The organism is Chryseobacterium sp. GW823-FHT05E08 (assembly GCF_058795655.1).
This window is the reverse complement of record NZ_JBXAHY010000001.1, coordinates 524,737-548,277: the sequence shown is the minus strand read 5'-3', so window position 1 is coordinate 548,277 and position 23,541 is coordinate 524,737. Positions and strand designations below refer to the sequence as shown.

Below are 23,541 nucleotides of genomic sequence, written 5' to 3'. Positions count from 1 at the left end.
TAATTTCTAACACAAATATCATCGTATGAAAAACAATAAAAAACTACCCTCAGAACAGGCACGAGCTTTACTTAAAACTTTAAGAAACCGATTTGAAAAGAATATGAATCGTCATAAAGGTCTTGATTGGGATAAAATTCAGTCAAAACTGGAAGAAAATCCTGATAAACTCTGGTCTTTGAACGAAATGGAAGAAACTGAAGGCGAACCAGATGTTGTTGATTATGACAAAAAAAATGATGAATATATCTTCTTTGATTGTTCCGCAGAAAGTCCAAAACGCAGAAGTCTTTGCTACGATTATCAGGCTTGGGAATCAAGAAAAGCCAATAAACCTGAAAGTAATGTGATCGATAAAGCCTCAGAAATGGGTATTGAACTATTATCAGAAGAGCAATATCGCCAACTTCAACAGCTCGGAAAATTTGACTTAAAAACTTCAAGCTGGATTAAAACTCCTGCGAATATTAGAGAATTGGGTGGCGCGATTTTCTGTGATCGCCGTTACAATACGGTTTTCACGTACCATAACGGCGCAGATTCTTATTATGCTGCAAGAGGTTTTCGTGGTTGTTTGATAGTATAATAAAAAAAATTAAACCATTAAGATTCAATTAAGTAATTAAGAATATTAAGTTTTATAATTACAATAAAATAAATCTTAATGGTTTAAAATCAATTAGGAATTTTTCAACCATGGAGATTCTACACTCCAAAATATTATGTTAACTCCTAAATAAGTTTCGGCATACTCTACAAACTCTTCTTTTGTAAAAGGTTTTTTAGTCTTTGGATTTTTATAGGTTAAAGTCGGTTCCTGCACAGCCATTGCTACCAAAGGCAAATTTCCTTTATATTTATTGAAGAATGGATATGAATTTTTCATCTGTGCATTTTTATTCGGAACAATGTCTGGTCCGCCCAAACCTACATTATTTTCTTTCGCAAATTCAAATAATCTGGACATATATTTATGATCGTTTTCCCATTCACACGGAAAAAAATTTACATATTGTAAAACGTATGATTTTTTGAAAACACTTCTTGCAAATTTTAAATTATCAAGCTCAGCCTGAAAATATTTATCACAACTGAAACCTGTTTTATCTCTTTTCATATCAATGTCAATCGCAGTTTCCGGCAAATTGATTCCTTGGATTTTTCCATCAAATTTTCTAGCCAACTCTCCTATCAATTTTTGAAATCTTTGCTGAACTGCAGAATTCCATTGTTGAGTAACCCAACCGTTTCCAATCGGTTTATTTTCTCCGGGATTATCAAATTGCTGAACCAAGCCTCCTTTATATTCTTTTTCATTTAAAATATAATCCGGCACATATCTCGCTTCCGGTTCAAAAAATCTGTCTTGAAGTTGAATAAATAATTTTCTATTCAATTTGGTTAAATAATTAAGATCTTTTTCAATCCTAGAAAAATCATAAACATCTTTCGCCGTTTCTAAAGATTTCCAATTATAAACGATTTGAACTCCTCCAATATCTTTTCGGGTGATGAGCTGTTCAATTTTCTGAAGATCTCCTGAGGAAGTGTAAATATAATTTTGTGGAGTTTCTGCTTTTAATTGATTAAGTCCAAAAGTAAATACAACAACAAAAATAATTTTAAGCAAACTTTTCATAACAATGAATTTTTAATAGTATGGAAACATTAATCATGCCTCAAATTATTTTTTGGTGTACGAATATTTATTCGGAAATATTTTTTTTAAGCGATTCTCAGCGATTAGGAAAATCATTCATAATTTTATCATTATTGCTTAAATTAAAATCATAAATACATTTAAAACTAAATATTATTTTTAATTTATATTTAATTATATTAAAAATAGTATTATTATTTTAGCAGCACGAAATTTGATTTAACATAATAAAAAAGGTATGAAAAAATTAATCTTATTAAGTTCGGTATCATTTTTTTTGATGAACTGTAATAAAAAAACGGAAACTATAACTCCAAAAACAGATGTGGATACAGTGGCAACAACTGAACCTGTGGTTGATACGCTGGGGCCAAAATCATTCTGTTATTTAGGAGTTGTTGGAAAAGACAGTGTTTTTGCTACTATTGATGATAATTTAGGAACCATTACGGGAAAATTATCTTATAAAAACAGTGAAAAAGACAGTTCAACGGGAACTCTATCCGGAATAAAATCTGGTGATACGCTGAAGTTGACTTATGAATTTGCCGCAGAAGGAAAATCAGGAAACACAAACGACATTTATTTTCTACAGAAAAAAGACGCAATAATTGAAGGTGTTGGTGAAAGAGATTCTCAGACAGGCACTAAATTCGTTCATGAAAACAAGATAAAATATGAGGGAACAGGTTATAAATTAGTTGATTGCAAATTGGTTTCAAAAGTATTAAAATAAAACATCAATTATTCCCTAATTATTGAAATATATTGCATGGTATTTGCTATAGTACGGGCTCACACTCATACTAACAAAAATTATTAATAATAAACACTATGCAAAGTTTAAATTTTAAACCGTTTTCGAAAAATGAATTGATTGATGGACTGAAGAAAACATTTCCACAATATAAAATTCAGACAAGTTTTGGAGCACTTCAAGTAAGAACCAGTGGATTTACATTAACAGGAAATGTGAAAATAAATGCAAAACCTGAGATTGGAAAAGTAACCACAGAAACAGCTTCAGATTCTGCTTTGTTATATCTTATTTTTTGTTTCCCAATCGGTATTTATATGTACATGAAAAAGGAAAAGATTAAAAAACTTGAAAATGAAGTCATTGAAGGTATCAAAAAAATACTTGTCGAAGATTAAAATAAAAACAGCCTGTAATCAGGCTGTTTTTTTAGTTATGATAATTCACTATTAATGATTTCTATAAAACTGTCTACGGGTTCATCGTCTGTATTCCAAGAAGTTATAAGACGAATTGCAGAATTATTTTCATCAATTTTCTTCCAAATGTAAAACTCAAATTTTTCAGATAAAATATCAATTAAATCATTACTCAAGATCGGAAATATTTGATTGGTATAAGTGTCGGAAAGAAATTGTACTCCTTTATTCTTCATTGCATTTTTAATCTTCATCGCCTGATTATTTGCATGTTTTGCCAGATCAAAATACAAATCATTTTTCATCAGTTCCAAAAACTGAATTCCAAGCAATCTTCCTTTTGCTAATAACGCTCCTTTTTGTTTGATATTAAAACCAAAATCCTGTTTAAGTTCCTGATTATTAATAACAATTGCTTCTCCAATCAAAGCTCCGTTTTTGGTTCCGCCTAAATAAAAAATATCGGTCAGTTCCGCCACTTTTTCTAAAGTCAAATCACTTATTTCTGATGTTAAACCATGTCCCAGCCTTGCTCCATCCATAAATAAATACAGATTGTTTTGCTTACAAAAAGTAGATAATTCTTCTAATTCTTTTGCATTATAAATCGTTCCCAGCTCTGTAGAATTCGATATATAAACCAACTTTGGCATTACCTGATGCGGAACATTTTGATGACTTTCTAAAACAGGAGTAATATCCGATGGACTTAATTTCCCGTCTTCCGTTTCAATATTCAAAATTTTATGTCCTGTAGCTTCGATGGCACCAGTTTCATTATTTAAAATATGCCCTGTAGAAGCCGAAATTGCACATTGATAAGGTCTTAAAATAGAAGAGATGACAATTAAATTTGCCTGTGTTCCTCCAGAAACAAAATAGATGTCCGAATTTGGATTTTTAATTTTTTCTTTAATTAATTCTTTAGCCTGTAAAGAATATTTGTCTTCGCCATAGCCAGCCTGCTGATTGAGATTACTTTGTAAAAGTGCCTGCAAGATATTCGGGTGGCATCCCTCTGAATAGTCGTTTTTAAATGAAAATTTCATACAGTAAAATTAAAAAAAGTTAAATTAACAAGACCTGAATTTTAATAATATTTTGTTAGATTTGTATTGAAAATCATCTAACATTTTGAAAACAACATTAACAGAAGAAAATTATCTGAAAGCTTTGTTTCATTTAGTTGACAATGAGGGAAAGGTTACGATTAACGAGCTTAGCAAATTTTTAAATGTAAAAATGCCGAGTGTCAATAACATGATGAAAAAATTTGCCGACAAAAGTTGGGTAATTTACGAAACTTATAAACCTCTCAGAGTCACCGAAAAAGGAAGACGCGAAGCCGCTTTGGTGGTACGTAAACACAGGCTTACCGAAATGTTTTTGGTTAAAAAAATGAATTTCGGCTGGGAAAATGTACACGAAATTGCAGAACAGCTTGAGCATGTGCATTCTACTATTTTCTTTGATAAGATGGATGAAATTTTAGACCATCCAAAGTTCGATCCGCACGGAGAACCTATTCCCGATAAAGATGGAAATATTATCTCCCAGGATTTACAGAAATTAAGTAGCTGCAATGTTGGCGAAACAGTAGTTTTTGCGTCTGTTACTCTTTCTGATGATGCCTTTCTTAATTATTTAACTGAAAGAAAACTCCTTCTGAATACCAAAATAAAAGTTATTAAAATTGAAAGTTTTGACAGATCTGTAACGGTTGAAGTTGAAGGAAAACAGGAAGTTTTAAGTAAAAAAGCGACTGAGAAAATATTGGTGAAAAAGTAAATTATTTTTTAGCCATTAATTTTATAGAGATGCTTCGACTTCGCTCAGCATGACATCGCTAAAAAGTACGTTATTATAAAACAGTTAGTATTCGCAATGTCATGCTGAGCGAAGTCGAAGCATCTAAATCTATAAAGTTATAAATTACTTCAAACTATTCTTTAAAATTTCAGAAACAGTTTCAATTTCTTCTGTTGTATTGAAGTAATGTGGTGATAATCTCACAATTCCATGTATATTTTTATTTGTAAAATCAATCAAAGCGGAATTTTTGTAGGTTACTGAGAAAAATATATTATTCTCTTTTAGAACTTTTTGAATATTTTCAAGATCGCCATTAGATTCAGAAAAAGTAATAATACTGCTCAGTTTATTTCCCCAATCCCAAACCTTGAAGCCACTATTTTTAAGATTTTCTCTAAGTTTTCGAGATAAATTTTTGTTAGAATGTTCAATATTATCTAAACCAATATTATTTGCATACTTTACAGCTTCCATAAAACCTAGCAAAGAACCATAAGAAATTTCCCAATGTTCGAATCTTTTTGCGGTTTTAAATAATTCATAATCATCGTATTCCGTCCAGTTTGCACCTCGCATATCTAATAATAATGGGGCGTAATTTTGCTCTAAAACTCGATCTGAAACATATAGAAAACCAGTTCCTCTTGGTCCTCGCATGAATTTTCTTCCTGTTGCCGTCAGAAAATCACAATCAATTTTTTTGACATCAACAACCATTTGTCCAACAGACTGACAGGCATCAACCAAATACAAAATATCATATTGACGACAGATTTTTCCAACACCTTCCACATTTTGAATCAAACCTGAATTTGTGGGAATATGAGTTACGGCAATTAATTTTGGTTTGTGTTTCTTGATTAAATTTTCTAAATCCTCCAAATCCAATTCATTATCTGAAAGATTTTTTGTTCTTATTACTTTTATATTTAATTTTTTCTGAAGCGAAATAAAAGTAATTTGATTCGAAATATAATCATCAACTGTAGTAATGATAACATCTCCTTCTTTGAAAACAATACTCACCAAAGCCTTTGCATAAGCATCTGTAGCACTTGTTGCAAAAGCAATATTTGATGATTTACAATTGATCAGTTTTGCTGTCTCTTCATAAAATTCTTCGAGTAAAGTTGCATTTCGATTTGCTATTTCATATCCTCCAAATTGTTCTTCCTGATGAAAATAATCAACCATTGATTCTACAACAACTTTTGGCATTAATGATGAACCGGCATTGTTTAGAAATATTTTATTATCGGATAGTCCTTTTGTGTCTTGTCTTATTTGGTCTAAATTCATTTTTTTATCTTTTTCTCCCACAGATTTCACGGATTTACACGGATGATTGCGCATGATATTCTTTAAAAACCTGTGAGAATTTAATCTGACAATTTTATACAAAAAATCCCGAATTATTGCGTTCGGGATTAAATATTTTTTGAAAGTGATTATAAAATTAATCTAGAACACTCCAACCTCTTTTCGGATTGCTGTTTGAAGAAACTTCCTGTTCGTTAACAATGATGTTTTCTTTTCTTTGACCAATATAATCAAGCTCGCTTAATTTTGAGAAAATTGTTTCTAAACTTCTCAGCATCTGTTGGATATAAAGAAGTGGTTCGCCACAATTATGGTGATCGTAGTTCGTTTCAGCAACGATTGATAACTGATTTAATAAAGTGTGAGGAGCAATTTCACTCCATTCTAAGCTATAATTCAGCATTTCTTCCAATTCTGCAGGAACCAAAACCTGAGTTGAATTGTATAAATGAAGTGCCAATTTTGCAAAATTTTCAATTAAAAATACAGGCGGTTGCCAAGGAATAATATTTCTGAATTGGAAATACATATCTCCAAAAGTATTTACCATTGTAGTACACAGAAACTTAACGTTCTGAGCTAATGCTGTATTTTGGTTTTTATGAGATGCTTTCTGAATGATTTTAAAAGCATATTGCTGTAAATTACCGATAGATTTTGCATAGCTATTGTAATAATCCAACAAAGCCGGATGGCTCTGAATAGACGTACAAGGCGGAATAAAATTAGAATCTACCTGAGCAATATTTCCCTTTAAATCGACCTTTCCGACTATCAGATAATTTCCTCCTGAGTAGCTGCTGTTCAAAGAAGTTACGGGAAGTAATTCGATATGATGATTCGGTTGTGCATTGGGATGGCGAGGCGGAATTTCTTCAGGATCAATATCTCCAAACGGAACTTTATCAAACGGATTAACGGAAATTAGAATATAATATTCACCATCAGCCTGTTCTTCATTCATTGATTTGGCTAATGATTTTACGCTTACTCTCCTATCATTCAATTCAACTCTGTAACCTGCCAAAGTCACTGCACTACAATGTTTTATGACTAATTGAACATCATTTGTAGCTGTATTGTGAACATCAAAAATAGTTTTGTCCGTAAACTCGTTCGGGATTGGTAAAAGTCCGTAATTATATGTTGTGATCGCCAAAGAATTTGAATCTCTGATGGTATCTATTAGAAAATTATCCTGATCATTCAGGTGTCTTTGGGAAACTTTCATCCCATCTACCCAATTGATTGCAAAATGTTTTATAGGCTGTATCATAGTTAATACTTTTAAAATTTGTGATTATGGTTTTCTCGTAATTCCTTCTTCTTCATGCTGGATAACTCTTTTGCAGATCACCACTTCATTTTCTGAAATGCCGTTTGCAGAAATATCCATATCAAAATTAATATACCTTCTGAAGCTGAAAAACGATTTTTTTGTATAAAAGATCCAGTAATACGGTTCTTTTTCAATGTCTGATAAATGAATGATAGATCCCGGATTCTTGTGATTGTAATCATCCACTACTCTATAAAACCAATCTCCGAAAGTTACTCCGGTTGGTAAAGTTTTAGCTTTAATTCTAAATCTATTAGCGTCTTCAAGGTTTTTGCTTAACTCAACATTCAACACCATTAATCTATCAAAATCCGCGCCTTCAAAGTCCGGAAGTCTCTGATCCGGTGAATATCTCCAGGTTTTATAAATATCAAACGGAATACTGATGAACTGAATATAGCAATAGTAAAATACCATCGGAACCAAAAAGATCAGCATACTCGTTGCCGACATAATGGGGTACCCCGTTCCTTTACTCATCCAATTGAAAATCAGATAAAAAAGATATCCCCCGAAAGCAATACACGTCAATGAAAGTATTGATTCAAACAAAATACTCATCGACACAGATTCAATATGTTTTTTGAAATATTTATCTAATAAATTAACGTGAATAATCCCAAAAATAAGGTAAATAATCTGCGCAATAAGATACCAGTACGGATTAAATAAATTCCCTGCGAACCCGAAAAAACCAGGCAAAGCAAGACACAAACTGCAAAGCAGAACGTATATAATGATTACTTTAATTTTTATAGCAGGTTTGTTTCTTCTGATTACCCCGAGGATAACCATCATAATAACTGCTATTAACGGCATTAAAATATACCTAAAAAAGATCCCTTTAACTGAAGAAATTTCCATTTGTTTCTTTTCGAATTTATATTTTGTTGGTGATTGTAAATATAATAAAATATTTTACAGAAAGGTAGAGTATCCGAGGCGGTTTGCATTTCTGCCATCATCCTCAAGCATAAATGAATATTCTTTCTTTTCTGTGATAAAATTTTCTTCCACATCTACGCTTACAGGAAGAAAATAATCGTATAAAGCCTGAAGTACTTTCCTGAACGGGTTTCCATGAATATATTTTTTCATATCCGAATACGGAATCGGGCCGATATTGACTACCCAATTTCGCTGTCCGTCCATATGTTTCCCACTCGGAATATAAGTAACTCCTAATTTTGAATTTCCCAATAACATAGAATCATCATTTTGCTCTATTCCATCGATAATATTTGGGGCAAAAGTTACTTCTACAGGCACTTGTAAAAATGCTGTCATACATCTTTCAAACCACTTTTTATCTCCTCTTATCTGATGAAAAAACGGTAAAATATAGATAAAAATATAGGCATTTTGTTTATCAAGCATCTTCACCAAAGGCCAAAGTTCGCTGACAGTTTCTAGCAATGTATCGGTGTCACTGGTAAGGTCAAAATCGAATTCTTTAAGCAAAGCACTGACTTCCGTAAAGAAAATCTCCAATTCAAAAGGTTGGAAAAATTTTCTGGCATCTTCTTCTACCCTTTTTTGCTTGCGTATTTCTTTAACAACGCTTTCTACATTTTTTCTCGTAGCACCCAATGAAGGCGGATGAAAAAGCCCTTCAGGAAGGTAATCGTAAATCCCTTCTCTGTACGTTTCTATCGTAAAAACTTCTTCATCAAAACCTAAATAATTGCTTGAAATATTTTTAATATCCTTTAAATAAGCCCTGTCATTGATCCCGATCCTGTCAATAAAGATATTACTTACTGCTCTCTGATATTTCAACAGATTCACCGCAACAGCCTCAGCCTTGAAATCTGTTTGCAGCTTATTGTAATACATATCTACAATATTATTCTCATACATAGTGTTTCCTGTGATTATTTGGCTTGTAAAGGTAATATATCTCTAATTATTGAAAAAGCATTTTCTCAATAAATTTCTTCTAAAAATACTAATTTATTAACATTTAATAGAATAATATATTACAATTTCCGTGAAAATACGGTAAAAGTATAAGTTTGAGATTTGTATATCATTAATATTTAAAAATTTAACCATTAAGATTTATTCAAGTTGTTAAGAATACTAAGTTTCTGTGCTTTAATTTTTTAATCTTTATTAAAAAGTAAGAATGATTTAACCCAAACCTTTTATTTAAATTAAATTTTATTAACATCATTAATAATAAGAAATTCATCATATTTAATTCTATTTCGGAAAGCGAGCCGTATCTTTGCGATCTGAAAAATGTTATATAAAATGAAAAGTATTTATTCTAAAATTCTGATGTTAGCATTCATCACATCTTCACTGTATTCTTATGCGTGGGGATTGACGGGGCACAGAATTATTGCAGAAATCGCTGAAAACCACCTTTCCGGGAAAGCAAGAAGAGAGATTAAAAAAATAATGGGGAGAGAGCGTCTTGCGTATTGGGCAAACTGGCCGGATTTCATTAAATCTGACACTACAGGAGCTTGGAAGCAGGCTTCAGCTTGGCATTACGTAAACATTGATCCACAGGCAGATTTCAAAGCATTTGAGCAAAATCTGAAAGCCCAGGCTGGTCCGAGCTTGTATACTCAGGTGAAAACATTATCTGCTCAGGTAAAAGACGAAAAAACGTCTGAAAAAGACAGAAAAATTGCTTTAATTTTCTTGATTCACATTATGGGAGATCTTGCTCAGCCTATGCACACAGGAAGATCTGAAGATTTAGGTGGAAACAAAATCAATGTAACTTATTTTGGAGAAAAAACAAATTTACACTCAGTTTGGGACGGAAAATTAGTAGATTCTCAAAAATACAGCTACACAGAATATTCAAAATTATTGGATATCAAAACTGATGATGAAGTAAAACAAATTCAGACAGGAACTTTGGAAGATTGGTTGTATGATTCTCACAAAATTGCAAATAAAATCTATGCACAAACTCCAAATGATTCAAAATTATCTTACGATTATCAGTACAAATTCAATGATACAATGGAAAGACAGCTTCTTTACGGAGGTTTGAGACTGGCGAAATTGTTGAATGATCTTTTTTAATTGTTGATCGTTGATGGTCTTTAGTTGATTGTCAATTTAAAATTATATAAGCGGAACTTTGGTTTCGCTTTTTTTGTTTTTAAACACAAATTGCACTAATTCTTTTCACAAATAACACTAATACTCTTATAAATAAAGCATTCGCAATGTCATTCAGAACGAAATGAAATGGAGTGAAGAATCTAAATTAAATACTTAAAAACTTAAACCATTAAGATTGATTTAAGAAGTTAAGACTATTAAGAGATTGCTTCGTCACTACGTTCCTCGCAATGACTGATTCTGAAAAAACGACTGCAATCCTAGCCCCGATTGTAACGGCATCCTTTTAGGTTGCGGGCGAAGCGAAGCGGAGCCCGTAACCTAAAAGATATAGTGGAAAGCGGGATAAAGCTTCAAATAAAAATATTAACCTTAATCTTAAAAAATCAAAATGATTTATCTTAATTAAGTCCAACTCCTTAAATAAAATCTTAATGATTCAAAATCCTCTCCCAGATTTACAAGAGCGATAATTTACAACTAATTTTCGAAATTTATTTTAATTAAATAAAAAATAATTGAAACCTGTGTAACCTTTTTACCTTTTCAAACGTATAATATATAGTAACTCTATTTTGAGGATAAAATAAATGAGACAATTAAAAATCACTAAGCAGGTAACCAACAGGGAAACTGCTTCATTAGACAAGTATTTGCAGGAAATTGGTAAAGTGGAACTAATTACTGCGGACGAAGAAGTAGATTTGGCACAAAGAATACGTGCGGGCGACAGAGCTGCACTGGAGAAATTAATCAAGGCCAACCTTCGTTTCGTAGTTTCCGTATCTAAGCAATACCAAAATCAAGGTCTTTCTTTACCCGATTTAATTAATGAAGGTAACTTAGGATTGATGAAAGCAGCAAAAAGGTATGATGAAACTAGAGGTTTCAAATTTATCTCTTATGCGGTTTGGTGGATTCGTCAGTCGATTTTACAGGCTTTGGCAGAACAGTCAAGAATTGTAAGATTGCCGTTGAACAAAATTGGTTCCATCAACAAGATCAACAAAGCATATGCTCACTTAGAACAAGAAAATGAAAGACCTCCTTCTCCGGAAGAATTGGCTGAAGTTCTTGATATGAGCGAGGAAGATATTAAAGAATCTATGAAGAATTCCGGAAGACATTTGTCTATGGATGCACCTTTAGTTGAAGGTGAAGATTCTAATCTTTATGATGTATTGCGTTCAGGAGAATCTCCAAGTCCAGATAAAGATCTAATGCTTGAATCTCTTCAAATTGAAATTGAAAGAGCATTGAATACTTTGACTCCAAGGGAGGCTGATTTGGTAAGATTATACTTCGGATTGAACGGAAAACATCCAATGACTTTAGAAGAAATTGGTGAAACTTTCGATCTTACAAGAGAGAGAGTGCGTCAGATCAAAGAAAAAGCAATTAAGAGACTAAAGCATAATACCAGAAGCAAGATCCTGAAATCTTATTTAGGTAAATAATTTTAGCGCAACAATTTATTAGGCGGAGTTTGATTTTTCAAGCTCCGTTTTTTTTGTAACAATATTGGAAGTATCTTCAACTAATTGAAATAATAAATTGACCATCGCGTTTGTCATTCAGAACGAAGCGCAGCGGAGTGAAGAATCTCAACAATTAATTTAATTAACCTTTAAGATTTTATTTAAGCTATTAAGAAGATTAAGAGATTTCTCCTATCGTCGAAATGACAGTTAAACTAAAAAACAAACTATGAAAAAAATACTTTTCTCCTCTATCCTAGCATTATCATTACTTTCTTGTTCAGAAAATAAACCTAAACAAAATGAAATTGTAGAAAAAGCAGCAGAAAACACAGAATCAAGCTTTTCTATAAAAAGATTAGGTAATAGTCAGGATATTTTAGAAGGAATCTATTCTGAGCAAATTAAAAATAATAAAGATTTAAAAGAACTAGATGAAAAGATTTTATCAATTCAGCAAGACAGCCGAGAAATGCAAAATATTTATAAAGACATAATTACTAATTCTGAAGATTATTATAGCATCGCTGAAAATAGAGCTAAAGTAATTAGAGACTCTGCATTAAAAAAAGAAATTCTTAGTCTTTTACAAAATAGTTCAGAGAAATTTAATTTAAAAAAGAAAAAATTGGAAGAATTAACAAAGCTAGTCAATCTTAATAATTATAAAATTTCCAGTTTTTATGATGCTTTCAAAATAAGAAAAACGCTTCCCGAAATCGAAAAATACCAAAATGCTCATCCTTTGAAAACAGACAGTTTGAATAATTTCATCAATAAACAAAACGCATTATTGAACGAATTGAAAAACTTGAAATAATGAATTCAATCTCAATAATCGGAGCGGGAATTGGCGGTTTAACTCTTGGAAATGTTCTGAAACAAAATAATTTAGACTTCACAATTTATGAATCTGCACCAGAAATAAAACCTGTCGGAGCCGGAATTATGATGGCCATCAATGCTATGCAGATCTTTGAGAAATTAGGATTAAAAGAGAAAATTGAGAAAGCAGGAAATAAAATTCACGGAATTTCTATTACTGATGAAACACTTAAACCTATTACAAAAACCAACATTCTTGAATTAGAAAAGAAATATAATTCCTGCAACGTAGCGATTCACAGAGCAGAATTACAAAAAATATTAGCAGAAAACATTGGTTTCGAACATATTAAACTTGATCATTCTTTACATTCAATTCAGAAAGAGGAAAACTATATTTTAAACTTTGAAAATGGAATTGAAGTCGAAAGTAAAATAGTTTTTGGAGCAGACGGAATTCATTCTAAAATTAGAAATCAAATTTTTAAAACAGGAACTATCCGAAATGCGAAGCAAATGTGTTGGAGAGGTTTATTAGATTTTGATTTACCTGAGGAATTTCATCATCAAGCCCTTGAAATTTGGGGAAAAGCAAAGCGTTTTGGTTTTGTGAAACTTTCAGAGAAAAAAGTGTATTGGTATGCGTTGATTAATCACGGAAAACATAAAAGGTACAACAGTTTAGCTGAAAATTTTAGAGATTTTGATCCTTTAGTTTTAGAAATTTTAGAATCTACTCCAAAAGAAAATATTATTCTTAATGATATTATAGACCTGTCTCCTATTCCAAAATGGTATTCTGAAAACCTTTGCCTGATTGGTGATGCAGCTCATGCAACAACGCCAAATATGGGACAAGGTGCTTGTCAGGCCATTGAAGATTCCTACATTATTGGAAAATTACTTGAAACTCATCAAGATTTTAATACTGTTTTTGAGGAATTTCAGAAAATCAGAAGAAAAAAGGTTGATGATGTTGTGAACACCAGCTGGAAAATCGGGCAAATCTCACAATGGGAACGGGGAAATTCTCTACGAAATTTCTTTATGAGATTAATTCCAGAAAGTACTAATCAGAAATTGGTTGAAAAAGTTATACAATTGGAAATGTAATTTATTTCCCACAAATTTCACAGATTAACACAGATGATTGAGCATAATTTTTATATAAAGAATAAAATACAACATAAACATCTGTGTTAATCTGTGAAATCTGTGGGAGAAATAAAAAAGACTGCTTCAAAATTGAAACAGCCTTTATTTTTAATAAGTTAGGGTAAGCCCAGCTCCCCAACCCATTTCATTATCATAATTTCCGGAGACTGAGAACCATTTTTGTACAATATATCTCAATCCGGTTGTAAATTCTCCATCAGAATTAAGGCTGAAATTTCCTCTAATCCTTCTGGAAATCGGTATATCTTCCCTGCTCAGTTCTAATATAACCTTTCCATTCTGGTCCACACTGGCATCAGCGGTAACCAACATCGGTAAAAGATATTGAGCCCCCATAATAAAGGTCGCTTTGTTTTTTGAAGCTTTTTGCTGCCCAAACCAGGTTTTCTTACCGTGGAAATCCATTCCCATTTCTTCTGCCATTTTTCTTTCCATGATCTCATGATTTTTTTGAATCCTGAAACCTGCATAAGGCAATGCCCACTGGAACTTTCCTAGAAATCTTCCCACTTTAAAGTTTCCGTCAAAATGATCCATATTCCAATTGGTGTGAAATTCATTTAAATTAGCCCATCTTGGTCCGAACATCGTCATCGTTTCTGCATGAATTTTATTACTTGCAATATCCAGCATCGCCATAGAACTTACCATTCTGTTGTCTTTCATAAAATCTTTCCAAGCTAATTTTCTATTCGGAAGTTGAGGATTAGGTTTTGAATCTTCATAGCTAAAAATCCTTCCCATTCCTGCCATCATGTGATATAAAATATGACAGTGAAAAAACCAGTCACCATCCTGATTCGCCGCAAATTCAATTACATCTGTTTCCATCGGCATAATATCAACTACATTTTTCAACGGCGAATATTCTCCTTTTGAATTGATCAATCTAAAATCATGACCATGCAAGTGCATCGGGTGACGCATCATTGAGTTGTTATAGAGCGTAATTCTTAAAATCTCCCCTTTCTTTACCAAAATTTTATCTGTCTCGGTAACCGTTTTATTATCTAACGTCCAGAGATAGTGATTCATATTTCCTTCCAATGTAAATTTCATTTCTCTTACATTTTCTGTAGGAAGAATGGTTTTTTCAGGAGATTTTAAAATATTATAAGATAATCTTTTAATAGATTTTTCTTCTTTCATATTCATTTCTGAATGATTCGAATGATCTTCTTCTTTCTTAGATTCCTTTTCTTTCACCCCCATCATTTCATTTATATGCTTAGTCGTCATTTTTCTCTGATTTTCAGTAAGTTCGGGATACATTACTTCGTTCATATCCATCATTTGATTTCCCATTGTCATGTTCATGGGCTTCATATTTCCGCTCATTTCCATCATTCCGTTCATCATTTTCATCCCTTCAAAAAGCATTAATCTTGGTAAATTCGGAGCTTCAATTTTTTCACCAGAACCCAGCCAAAGTGAGGCATGACCAATTCTATCTTCTGAAGTCGCCCGAAATTCAAAACTTTTATTTTCAGGAATAGTGACTTCAATATCATAGGTTTCGGAAACACCGACGATCAAACGATCTACTTCGACAGGAACGACATCATTTCCGTCATTACCAACTACTCTAAATTTTCCGCCTCCAAAATTCAACCAAAAATAAGTGGAAGAACCTCCATTAGCTACTCTCAGCCTTACTTTATCGCCAACTTTTAAATTTGAATAATCAGAACTTGGCTGCCCGTTGATGAGAAATTTATCATAATACACATCACTCACATCCATTGCTTCCATTCTTTTCCATTCATTCAATGCTTTTGTTCCGAAATTTCCGGATTTTATAGCTTCCCAATAACTTTGAACTGCATTTTTCTTGATCGCATACCAATCTGTATTGGCCATGTGAAGTCTTCTTGCGATCTGCATGGGATCGTCATCACTCCAATCTCCCAATAATACTGGAATTTCTTTAGTATACTGAACCTTTGGTTCACCTTCTCTTTTATTGAAAACTAAAATTCCATTCATTCCGATCTGCTCCTGCAAACCTTCATGAGAGTGATACCAATATGTCCCGTTTTGTGAAATTTTAAATTTATATAAATGCGTTTCACCAGGTTCTACAGGTTTTGTAGTAAGATAAGGAACACCGTCATGTTCATTGGGTAAAATCACGCCATGCCAGTGAAAACCAGTGTTTTCTTTCAACATATTGTGAAGATAAATCTCTGCTGTGTCTCCTTCTGTAAAATATAAAGTTGGAGCCTGTAGTTTACCATTTACCGCAATTGCTCTTCTGTTTTTACCTGTAAAATTGACAATCGTGTCTTTTACATACAAATCATAACGAACCGTTTTTCCTCCAAAACTTACTTTTCCGTTCTCGGAATTTCTTTTAAACTGTAAGTTCTTATCTTCAGGATTGTCAACTACTTTATCCTCTTTACGTTCTTTTTCAACCAGATCCATTCCACATTTTGGGCATGTTCCGGGTTTATTTGAAGTAACTTCGGGATGCATTGGGCAAACATACATTGACTGGTTCTGAGATTGTTGAGATAATGGTTTAGATGAGATTTTTGTCTCTTTTTTATCTGATTTTTGAACCTCCTTTGTTTTTGGTTTTGTATTTATTTTAGACTCAACCTTTGCTTTAACTTTAGTTGGAAGTTTTTTCTTTGTTTCTACAACTTTTGTTTCTTGTTTTAGAATTGGCTTCGCTACCGGTTTTGGAGTAACCTCAGGTTTTATAACAACTGTCTTTTTTACCAATGTCATTTTGCATTTCGGGCAGTCTCCAGGTTTTGAGGAAACTACTTCCGGATGCATCGGGCAAGTATAATACGTTTTGGTTGTTTGTGCGAAATTAAAAACAGAGAACAAAAATATCAGAAACAGGATTAGCTTTTTCATAATATTTCGAATTATTTTTCAAGTTGCATAGCTTAAAGTTAATTATAACTTAAACTACACAACTTATTAATTTAAAGATAAGTACAATACTTATTTTATCTCTGACTTCACACTTCCGCAAGTAAGCATAGAACTTCCGTAGTAAGGATTTGCGATTTGTTTTTCATTGCTCAACCAGCTTGCATCAGCCATTGGACAATATTGAACGAAGACTGATTTATCTGAAAGTTTGAATTCTTTCGTTAACTCAATCATATTGTCTGAAAGATTAGAAAATGTTTCTCTTTGAGCAGCAATACTTCTGGCATCAGAAATCGCTGTTGCATCTTTTCTAAGGACATTTAAATTCCCTTCAGAGACTACTTTATAATCGATCGCTGAAGCCGTTTTAATGAATTCAGAAGCCGCTTTCGAAGTTTTATCGGCATCATCAGAAGCCAAGGCAGCTTTTATCGTAATGTAATTTTGATACAACTTAGAAACCTGAGCATTAGATTTTGACTGTGCTGCAATAGAAATAATTGAAAATAAAGAGAATACTGCTGTAATGATATATTTTTTCATTGTTTTAAAATTTAGAATTAATTAATAAAGAATAATTTAATATCGCCTATTGCGACATAACATGTCGTTCGTAATGATTTAAATATCAAACGACTGACAAATTCTAAATTCTAAAATTACAATGATTTATAAAGATGGGAACCGTCCTGTTTTCAGGCGGTGCATTGATCTGAATCTGGGTAAATTTTGTAGCTGAAAAAGACCTGTCTACAAAGAAAAACTGATGAGTTGGAAGTTCTGAAATCTGTTTAAAAAAATCGATTTTCAAAAGATCTGATTTCTGAGAATCATCAACTTTTACAACTTTGATTTCTGTTTTGCAACAGTTTTTTTTAGTTTTTATACCACATTTGCTGCATAGATCATCTGTTTTCTGACTTACAGAAATCATTTCCATCATGCAATAATGTACACTAACAACCGCTCCGGAAGAAAATCCGAAGTAGAAAATAGAAAACAATATGGCAAGAATCTTTTTCATATGCTGTAGCAAAGGTAGAAATAAGTATTGAATGACTGTTATAAAATTCTGTGATGTTGTTATAAAATTCAGGAAACAAAAAATCTCCTGAATAATTTCAGAAGATTTTTAATTGATAGTTTATCTCTCGCAGATTATGCTGATTGAGCAGATGATTGTGTTTAATTGTTAAACTAAATCCTAAGCCCTAATTCCTAATTCCTATAACCTGATTATTTAATCTTAAATTCAAGTTTTACGTTGAAAAAACGGCCTGTCAAACGAACAGGAACAGGATACATTAAATTAGTATTTGCATCCGTAATCCATTGGTTAGCAACGGTATTTCTGATATTAAAGGCATTGAAAACCTGAACTCCTAACGTCAATTCTTCAAAATTACCCCAAAAACCGTAAGTTTTTTTATTGTCTTTTCTGTCAATAAATACTTTAGAAAGTCCGATATCTACTCTTTTATAAGAAGGTAACGTTCTTTGGTATGTATATGGATCTGTTAGAACCGGTGCACCCGTTGGTAGTCCCATTGCATAGGTTAGCGTTAAATTCACACGCATAGAAGGGAATTCCGGCATATAATCCTGATAGAACATCGCAAATCTGAACCTTTGATCTGTTGGTCTAGGAATATCTCCTTTTCCTTCAATATTTTCGTATACTCTAGCATAACTTGCAGATAACCAAGAATCTACTCCCGGAACAAATTCTCCGAATAACCTTGTATCAATCCCGTACGCATAACCTGTTGCATTATTCTGACCTGAATAACGAATCCTCACATTATCCATGTAATAAGGAATCAGATTATTCATTTTTTTATAGTATAATTCGGTCGTTAACTTGAACGGTCTGTTATACATTGTAAATTCATAATCATTCGCTAAAATAGCCTGAATTGAACGCTGAGATTTTATATTACTATTAAAATCACCATCTAAGTCTTTGATTTCCTTATAGAAAGGCGACTGATAGTAAATACCTCCAGAAAGTTTAAACAACATGTCACTATCCCAATCCGGTTTAATGGCAAACTGAGCTCTTGGAGAAAAGATTGTTTCTTTATTAAAACTCCAATTTGAAACTCTCGCTCCTGCATTTACAAAAACCTTGCTTGAACCCCAATAAAACTTCTGAGAATATTGCGCATAAGCAGACATTCTCGTCGGTTCAATATGATTGTTTCCGGAAATATTATACATCAGTTCCAAATTCCCTGGATTTCTTGGGTCAACGAACGCTTCATGTGGAAGGCTGTATCCTGCAGAATCTACCAATTTCCATTCGTTGGTAAGATCTTTTAGATTTTCTTTTTCATATTTAAATCCAACTTCAATATCCGTATTCGGATTAGGTGAAAAACGGGATCTGAATTGGGCTCCATATGTTCTTACAAACAAATCATTTCTTGCATGTTCTATCTGCCCACCAGCGTCATATGAAGTCGTTGGATCTCCTGTAATAGGGTCAAAAGTCTGTAAAATATAACTCGATGAAATCGTGTAATATTCCTTTTCTCTGTTCTGATAAGAAAAAGCATCTAAAGTAAATTTCCACTTGTCTGATGGTTTATAATTCATAGAGAATGTTCCCATCATATTTTTATACTTATCATCTTCCTTACCGTTATAAAAAACGCTAAGATTGATAGGTCTTTGCAAAGAACCAAAGTCTATACTCTGCTCTTTAGGAATCATTTCATAATCGTTCTTAGAATAATATCCTATGAACGAAAGTGAAAATTTGTCATTGATATGATAATTAAGATACGTTTGGAAATCAAAATATCTAGGGTTAAAATTGGTATCTTCCTTTAAAGTATTAAGAACCAAATTCGTATTCCTGTATCTTCCTGAAAATAAAGCGGTTAATTTTTTATTTTTCGAAGCTAAACCTGCCGTTAATCTTCCTCCAATTAAACTCGCTTCTCCTGAAAGTTCAAATTTTTCAGGTTCGCGGTAATAGATATTTAATGAAGAAGACATTTTATCTCCGTATTTCGGTTCAAAACCTCCGGCAGAGAAGTTAACGGTAGAAACCATATCGGGATTAATGATACTCAAGCCCTCCTGTTGAGAATTCCTGATCAGGAAAGGTCTGTAAATTTCAATATCATTAATGTAAATAAGGTTTTCATCATAGTTTCCACCACGAACCATATATTGTGAAGAAAGCTCTGTATTGGAGTTTACGGAAGGTAAAGTTTTAATAACACCTTCTATACCTCCAGAAATACTCGCTACATTCTGAGCATCTTTTGCTGAAATTTTTACAGCAGTAAGGTCATTCGTTTTTCCGGTCACTTTTTTCTGGAAAACGATTTCCTCAATATCTGTTGTTCTTGCTGTATCCCTCTTTTTTGTTTGAGAGAATACTAACATGGGAACCATAAGGCTCAGTGGTAAAACTAGTTTTTTCAAAAGAAATGTTTTAAAATTTCAAACGTGAATATATAAATTTTATTTTAACTTATTTAAACTTTATTTAACATTTATTAAAATGATCTTTATATAATATTTTCTAAATTTTGCCTATTAAACCAAAACTTTGAAAACAATTTAGATAAGTATGAATGTATTTTTCTTAAAGAATTACAGAATCGCTTCTCTTACTCTTGTCAGTTTTTGTAAAAGATCTTCTAGTAAATCAAGTCTCAACATATTGGCTCCGTCTGATAATGCGGTTTCCGGTGTTGGGTGAGTTTCGATAAAAATTCCGTCTGCACCTACTGCGATTCCTGCTTTTGCAACAGTTTCGATAAGATCCGGTCTTCCACCAGTAACTCCTGAACTTTGATTGGGCTGTTGAAGAGAATGCGTAACATCCAGAATAACAGGTGCATATTCTCTCATCGTTGGAATTCCTCTGTAGTCAACGATTAAGTCTGTATATCCGAAAGAATTTCCTCTTTCAATAATTGCAACTTTTTGATTATCAGAATCTGTAATTTTCTGAACTGCAAATTTCATTGATTCCGGAGAAAGAAATTGTCCTTTTTTCAGAGAAACACATTTTCCCGTTTTTGCTGCAGCAATTAATAAGTCTGTCTGACGTACCAAAAATGCCGGAATCTGTAGAACATCAACATATTGAGCCGCCAAAGCAGCATGTTCGTTCTCGTGAATATCTGTCGTTGTAGGAATATTAAAAGTTTCACCTACTTTTTTAAGAATTTCCAAAGATTTTTCTTCGCCAATCGTCGTAAAAGAGTCTACTCTACTTCTGTTGGCTTTTTTGAAGCTTCCTTTGAAAATGTAGGGAATGTTATATTTATTGGTTAATTCAATTACTTTTTCGGCAATTCTTAATGCCATGTCTTCACCTTCAATAATACAAGGTCCGGCAATAAGGAAAAAGTTTTTGGAATCTTTGTGGTGGATATTATCTAAATACTGAATCATTTTATTGTAAATTAAAAGTTCAGTAAAAATACTTATAAAGTTTCAGAATCGGAAATTATTTGATGGTTTTACCATAATCTATCCTTCGCCGATTATAATTCAGTATTCCAAAGAATTTAAAAACAAGAAAAATTTACTCATAGAGATTTATTTACTCTAAAACAGGAGCATTTTCAATGATTGTTTTTAATGTTTCCGGAATAAATGGTCGCCCTCCCGTCGCAGGAACACATGTACCTGAAAAAACTGCTTTTGTTACCACTTTATTATTCAAAATAATAGATTGCTTAAAGTGTAATTTAGGAATATTATTTTTGTCGCGGTGCAATTCACATGTTACTGTAATAACATCATCTTTTTTTAATGATCTGACAAAGTTGATCGTATATTCAGATAAAACCATATTGACTCCGTTTTTTGCTTCATTTTCCAGATTAAAGCCTAAAACTTCGTCAATGAAAGAATGTCTGCAGTACTCCATATAAAACGGATAATACAATCCATCCATAATTCCCTGTACATAAATATGTTCATCTTTAACCGTGTATTCCTTTGAATATTTCATAATAAACTATAATTAGCTAACAAATGTAATCAACAGTAAAATTAAATAAAAGATTTAGTTCATCTTTTTAAGAATCTTCTCAAAAGTATTGATATTCCTGCTTGTAAACTGATCTTTCATACTTTTTTTGCCTAAAATTTTCCCGAAAGTTGAGTCTAATGTATTTCCTTTTGGAACCTGCCAATAAAAAATATTATTGACGATTTCTCCTTTTTCGTCTTCTGTTTTTGCAGCATTTTCAAACTCTTTCATTAAAATATTTTCAACTTCCGAACTTCCTACAAAAGTGTAAATATGCAAGTTTTCATTCTTTTCAAATGGATTGTTCTTCCAAAAAGATTCTGTTTCATCCTGAGATTTTATGAATAAAAATGCTTCGTAAGAAAAATGCTCTGACATTGCTTTTTCAAGGATTTTCTTTAAATCATCCGCTTTTTTATCAGACGAAAAAACAATATTTCCCGAAGCTAGAATTGAACTAATATCTTCCATTCCAGCATCTTTGAAAACCTGACAAACGTCTGCCATTTTCATGTTAGTTCCTTTTACATTCACGCCACGAAGAAAAGCACAGTATTTCATAGTTTATGTTTTTACCAATAATAATTGCCTATAAGTTGCATTCCGAACGTCTGTAATAAGCAAAGAATGTATAATACTTTAAGGGTTCTGTTATTGTTTAATTCTTTCAAAAATAACAGAAAAAACGGTACGATATACAAACAGGCTCTCGCTGTTTCTCCCGTTCCATAAGCGCCTGTAAGGAACATTACTCCTAAAGCTGCGATTCCAGCGAATGAAAAAATATTAACTTGTTTATCTGAAAATAATCCTAAATTTTCATTTTTAAAGCTAAAAAATAAGGCCATATAAGCAAAAGAAAGGAAAATTAAAATCTCTCCAATATCCTCCAATCTTGTGAAGAAATAGACAACAGGCGAATGCAGTAACATAAAACCATTTGGATTTTCAGAATGGCTAGCTTCTCTAAAAGTTTCCCAATGATTGCTTCCTGTAACTTCATAACTTCCATAGAAGAAAGCTACCGTTAAAACGAGACAAATGATTGAGCTAAAAAAAACAGAATACTGCTTTTTATACAATGTTACCAACACTAAAAGCCCAAGAAAAGCAAATAAAAACAGTCCTGAGAACGTTAGCATATTGGTAAGAATTAATCCCGAAACACTCATTAAAATTCCTAAAAAGCTCAATTTATTTTTAATGAAAATCGTAGAAATTCCGCATAAAAATAATAAAGTTGAAGTAAGAACTAAAGCATCAATAGAAACCAAAAGATAGATATTTACTGATGGAATTACAGCGAATAATATCAATAAAAATTTCCTTTTCGTTTTATCAAACCTAAAGTTTTTCATTAATAAATTCATTAACGGAAAACTACAAAGTGAGATTATCAGAAATGACAAGCTCAATCCTAATATGCTTCCATTAAACAGCTCAAGAAAAGCATAGTGAATCAAAGTTGTATAAGGTGGATGTGTGCGTGTATGCATCTGGAAAGACTCTAAATTATGATTGAAATTCAATATCCATAATCTCCAATCTGTAATATTGATGGCGTCGGAGTAATACTGCCTTCCTTTAAGGTAGAAAGGTTGTAAAAATGCAATATCTACATTTCCCTGCCCCATATTCCCAAATATGATTAATAAAGCGCAGATCATATATATCACAAAGAAATTGAGCTTTGGATGATATTGGTAAGCCAAGAGCCCTGTACCCAAAAATAATAGGCAGAATAAACTGCCTATTATTAGAAATGAGG

22 protein-coding genes are annotated in these 23,541 nt (G+C 32.4%); 8 read left to right on the top strand and 14 right to left on the bottom strand.

The genetic code is table 11. The annotated features are described in order from the left end of the window. The first annotated feature begins 25 nt into the window (after positions 1-25). Complete coding sequence (locus AC1Q7L_RS02555) at positions 26-586, top strand: DUF4256 domain-containing protein (protein WP_492305564.1); 561 nt, start codon at positions 26-28, stop codon at positions 584-586. A gap of 93 nt (positions 587-679) precedes the next feature. On the opposite strand, the gene AC1Q7L_RS02550 is transcribed toward AC1Q7L_RS02555, so the two are convergent. Continuing rightward, on the bottom strand, positions 680-1,639 hold the full coding sequence (locus AC1Q7L_RS02550) for a hypothetical protein (RefSeq protein WP_492305565.1): 960 nt from the start codon (positions 1,637-1,639) through the stop codon (positions 680-682). A gap of 259 nt (positions 1,640-1,898) precedes the next feature. On the opposite strand from AC1Q7L_RS02550, the gene AC1Q7L_RS02545 reads away from it, so the two are divergent. Together AC1Q7L_RS02545 and AC1Q7L_RS02540 are read left to right on the top strand one after the other, a co-directional pair. Beyond that, positions 1,899-2,396 (top strand): hypothetical protein, encoded by a 498-nt coding sequence (locus AC1Q7L_RS02545; protein WP_492305566.1) that lies wholly within the window; start codon positions 1,899-1,901, stop codon positions 2,394-2,396. Between the two features lie 98 nt (positions 2,397-2,494). After that, a complete protein-coding gene (locus AC1Q7L_RS02540) occupies positions 2,495-2,815 on the top strand; it encodes a hypothetical protein (RefSeq protein WP_066758344.1) in 321 nt (106 codons plus the stop codon). Between the two features lie 35 nt (positions 2,816-2,850). Here AC1Q7L_RS02540 and AC1Q7L_RS02535 read toward each other — a convergent pair whose 3' ends face one another. Beyond that, positions 2,851-3,885: a threonine aldolase family protein gene (locus AC1Q7L_RS02535; protein ID WP_492305567.1), complete on the bottom strand. Its 1,035-nt coding sequence runs from the start codon at positions 3,883-3,885 to the stop codon at positions 2,851-2,853. An 85-nt stretch (positions 3,886-3,970) separates the two neighbouring features. Here AC1Q7L_RS02535 and AC1Q7L_RS02530 point away from each other — a divergent pair, with 85 nt between their 5' ends. Beyond that, a complete protein-coding gene (locus AC1Q7L_RS02530) occupies positions 3,971-4,624 on the top strand; it encodes a metal-dependent transcriptional regulator (RefSeq protein WP_410690616.1) in 654 nt (217 codons plus the stop codon). A 144-nt stretch (positions 4,625-4,768) separates the two neighbouring features. On the opposite strand, the gene AC1Q7L_RS02525 is transcribed toward AC1Q7L_RS02530, so the two are convergent. From AC1Q7L_RS02525 to AC1Q7L_RS02510, 4 genes are all read right to left on the bottom strand, one after another. Then, complete coding sequence (locus AC1Q7L_RS02525) at positions 4,769-5,947, bottom strand: aminotransferase class V-fold PLP-dependent enzyme (RefSeq protein ID WP_492305568.1); 1,179 nt, start codon at positions 5,945-5,947, stop codon at positions 4,769-4,771. 157 nt (positions 5,948-6,104) lie between these two features. Next, complete coding sequence (locus tag AC1Q7L_RS02520) at positions 6,105-7,244, bottom strand: hypothetical protein (protein ID WP_410690618.1); 1,140 nt, start codon at positions 7,242-7,244, stop codon at positions 6,105-6,107. Between the two features lie 24 nt (positions 7,245-7,268). Beyond that, positions 7,269-8,171, bottom strand: coding sequence for a TssN family type VI secretion system protein (locus AC1Q7L_RS02515; RefSeq protein WP_410690619.1), 903 nt, complete (start codon positions 8,169-8,171; stop codon positions 7,269-7,271). A 54-nt stretch (positions 8,172-8,225) separates the two neighbouring features. Continuing rightward, positions 8,226-9,167: a type VI secretion system baseplate subunit TssG gene (locus tag AC1Q7L_RS02510; RefSeq protein WP_492305569.1), complete on the bottom strand. Its 942-nt coding sequence runs from the start codon at positions 9,165-9,167 to the stop codon at positions 8,226-8,228. 396 nt (positions 9,168-9,563) lie between these two features. Here AC1Q7L_RS02510 and AC1Q7L_RS02505 point away from each other — a divergent pair, with 396 nt between their 5' ends. The 4 genes from AC1Q7L_RS02505 (at position 9,564) to AC1Q7L_RS02490 (ending at position 13,813) form a co-directional block, all read left to right on the top strand. Continuing rightward, positions 9,564-10,355, top strand: coding sequence for a S1/P1 nuclease (locus tag AC1Q7L_RS02505; protein WP_410690621.1), 792 nt, complete (start codon positions 9,564-9,566; stop codon positions 10,353-10,355). 632 nt (positions 10,356-10,987) lie between these two features. Continuing rightward, positions 10,988-11,854 carry a sigma-70 family RNA polymerase sigma factor gene (locus AC1Q7L_RS02500; protein ID WP_027385416.1) on the top strand — a complete coding sequence of 289 codons (867 nt, stop codon included), beginning with the start codon at positions 10,988-10,990 and terminating at the stop codon, positions 11,852-11,854. Positions 11,855-12,104: 250 nt separating this feature from the next. Then, positions 12,105-12,695 (top strand): hypothetical protein, encoded by a 591-nt coding sequence (locus AC1Q7L_RS02495; protein ID WP_492305570.1) that lies wholly within the window; start codon positions 12,105-12,107, stop codon positions 12,693-12,695. Then, complete coding sequence (locus tag AC1Q7L_RS02490) at positions 12,695-13,813, top strand: FAD-dependent monooxygenase (RefSeq protein ID WP_492305571.1); 1,119 nt, start codon at positions 12,695-12,697, stop codon at positions 13,811-13,813. Before AC1Q7L_RS02495 ends, AC1Q7L_RS02490 begins: the two co-directional genes overlap by 1 nt. A gap of 150 nt (positions 13,814-13,963) precedes the next feature. Here the strand turns inward: AC1Q7L_RS02490 and AC1Q7L_RS02485 are convergent, their stop codons facing one another. From AC1Q7L_RS02485 to AC1Q7L_RS02450, 8 genes are all read right to left on the bottom strand, one after another. Next, positions 13,964-16,747: a multicopper oxidase domain-containing protein gene (locus tag AC1Q7L_RS02485; RefSeq protein ID WP_492305572.1), complete on the bottom strand. Its 2,784-nt coding sequence runs from the start codon at positions 16,745-16,747 to the stop codon at positions 13,964-13,966. A gap of 90 nt (positions 16,748-16,837) precedes the next feature. Beyond that, positions 16,838-17,311, bottom strand: coding sequence for a DUF3347 domain-containing protein (locus tag AC1Q7L_RS02480; protein WP_492305573.1), 474 nt, complete (start codon positions 17,309-17,311; stop codon positions 16,838-16,840). A gap of 103 nt (positions 17,312-17,414) precedes the next feature. Further along, complete coding sequence (locus tag AC1Q7L_RS02475) at positions 17,415-17,792, bottom strand: HYC_CC_PP family protein (RefSeq protein WP_492305574.1); 378 nt, start codon at positions 17,790-17,792, stop codon at positions 17,415-17,417. Between the two features lie 212 nt (positions 17,793-18,004). Then, positions 18,005-20,206: a TonB-dependent receptor plug domain-containing protein gene (locus AC1Q7L_RS02470; protein WP_492305575.1), complete on the bottom strand. Its 2,202-nt coding sequence runs from the start codon at positions 20,204-20,206 to the stop codon at positions 18,005-18,007. 171 nt (positions 20,207-20,377) lie between these two features. Beyond that, positions 20,378-21,187 (bottom strand): 3-deoxy-8-phosphooctulonate synthase, encoded by an 810-nt coding sequence (gene kdsA, locus AC1Q7L_RS02465; protein ID WP_066758312.1) that lies wholly within the window; start codon positions 21,185-21,187, stop codon positions 20,378-20,380. Positions 21,188-21,338: 151 nt separating this feature from the next. Further along, entirely contained in the window at positions 21,339-21,752 is a 414-nt protein-coding gene (locus tag AC1Q7L_RS02460; protein ID WP_492305576.1) for an acyl-CoA thioesterase, read from the bottom strand. A 54-nt stretch (positions 21,753-21,806) separates the two neighbouring features. Then, positions 21,807-22,334 (bottom strand): DUF1697 domain-containing protein, encoded by a 528-nt coding sequence (locus tag AC1Q7L_RS02455; protein WP_492305577.1) that lies wholly within the window; start codon positions 22,332-22,334, stop codon positions 21,807-21,809. 11 nt (positions 22,335-22,345) lie between these two features. Next, positions 22,346-23,440 (bottom strand): hypothetical protein, encoded by a 1,095-nt coding sequence (locus AC1Q7L_RS02450; RefSeq protein WP_492305578.1) that lies wholly within the window; start codon positions 23,438-23,440, stop codon positions 22,346-22,348. Positions 23,441-23,541 lie beyond the last annotated feature (101 nt).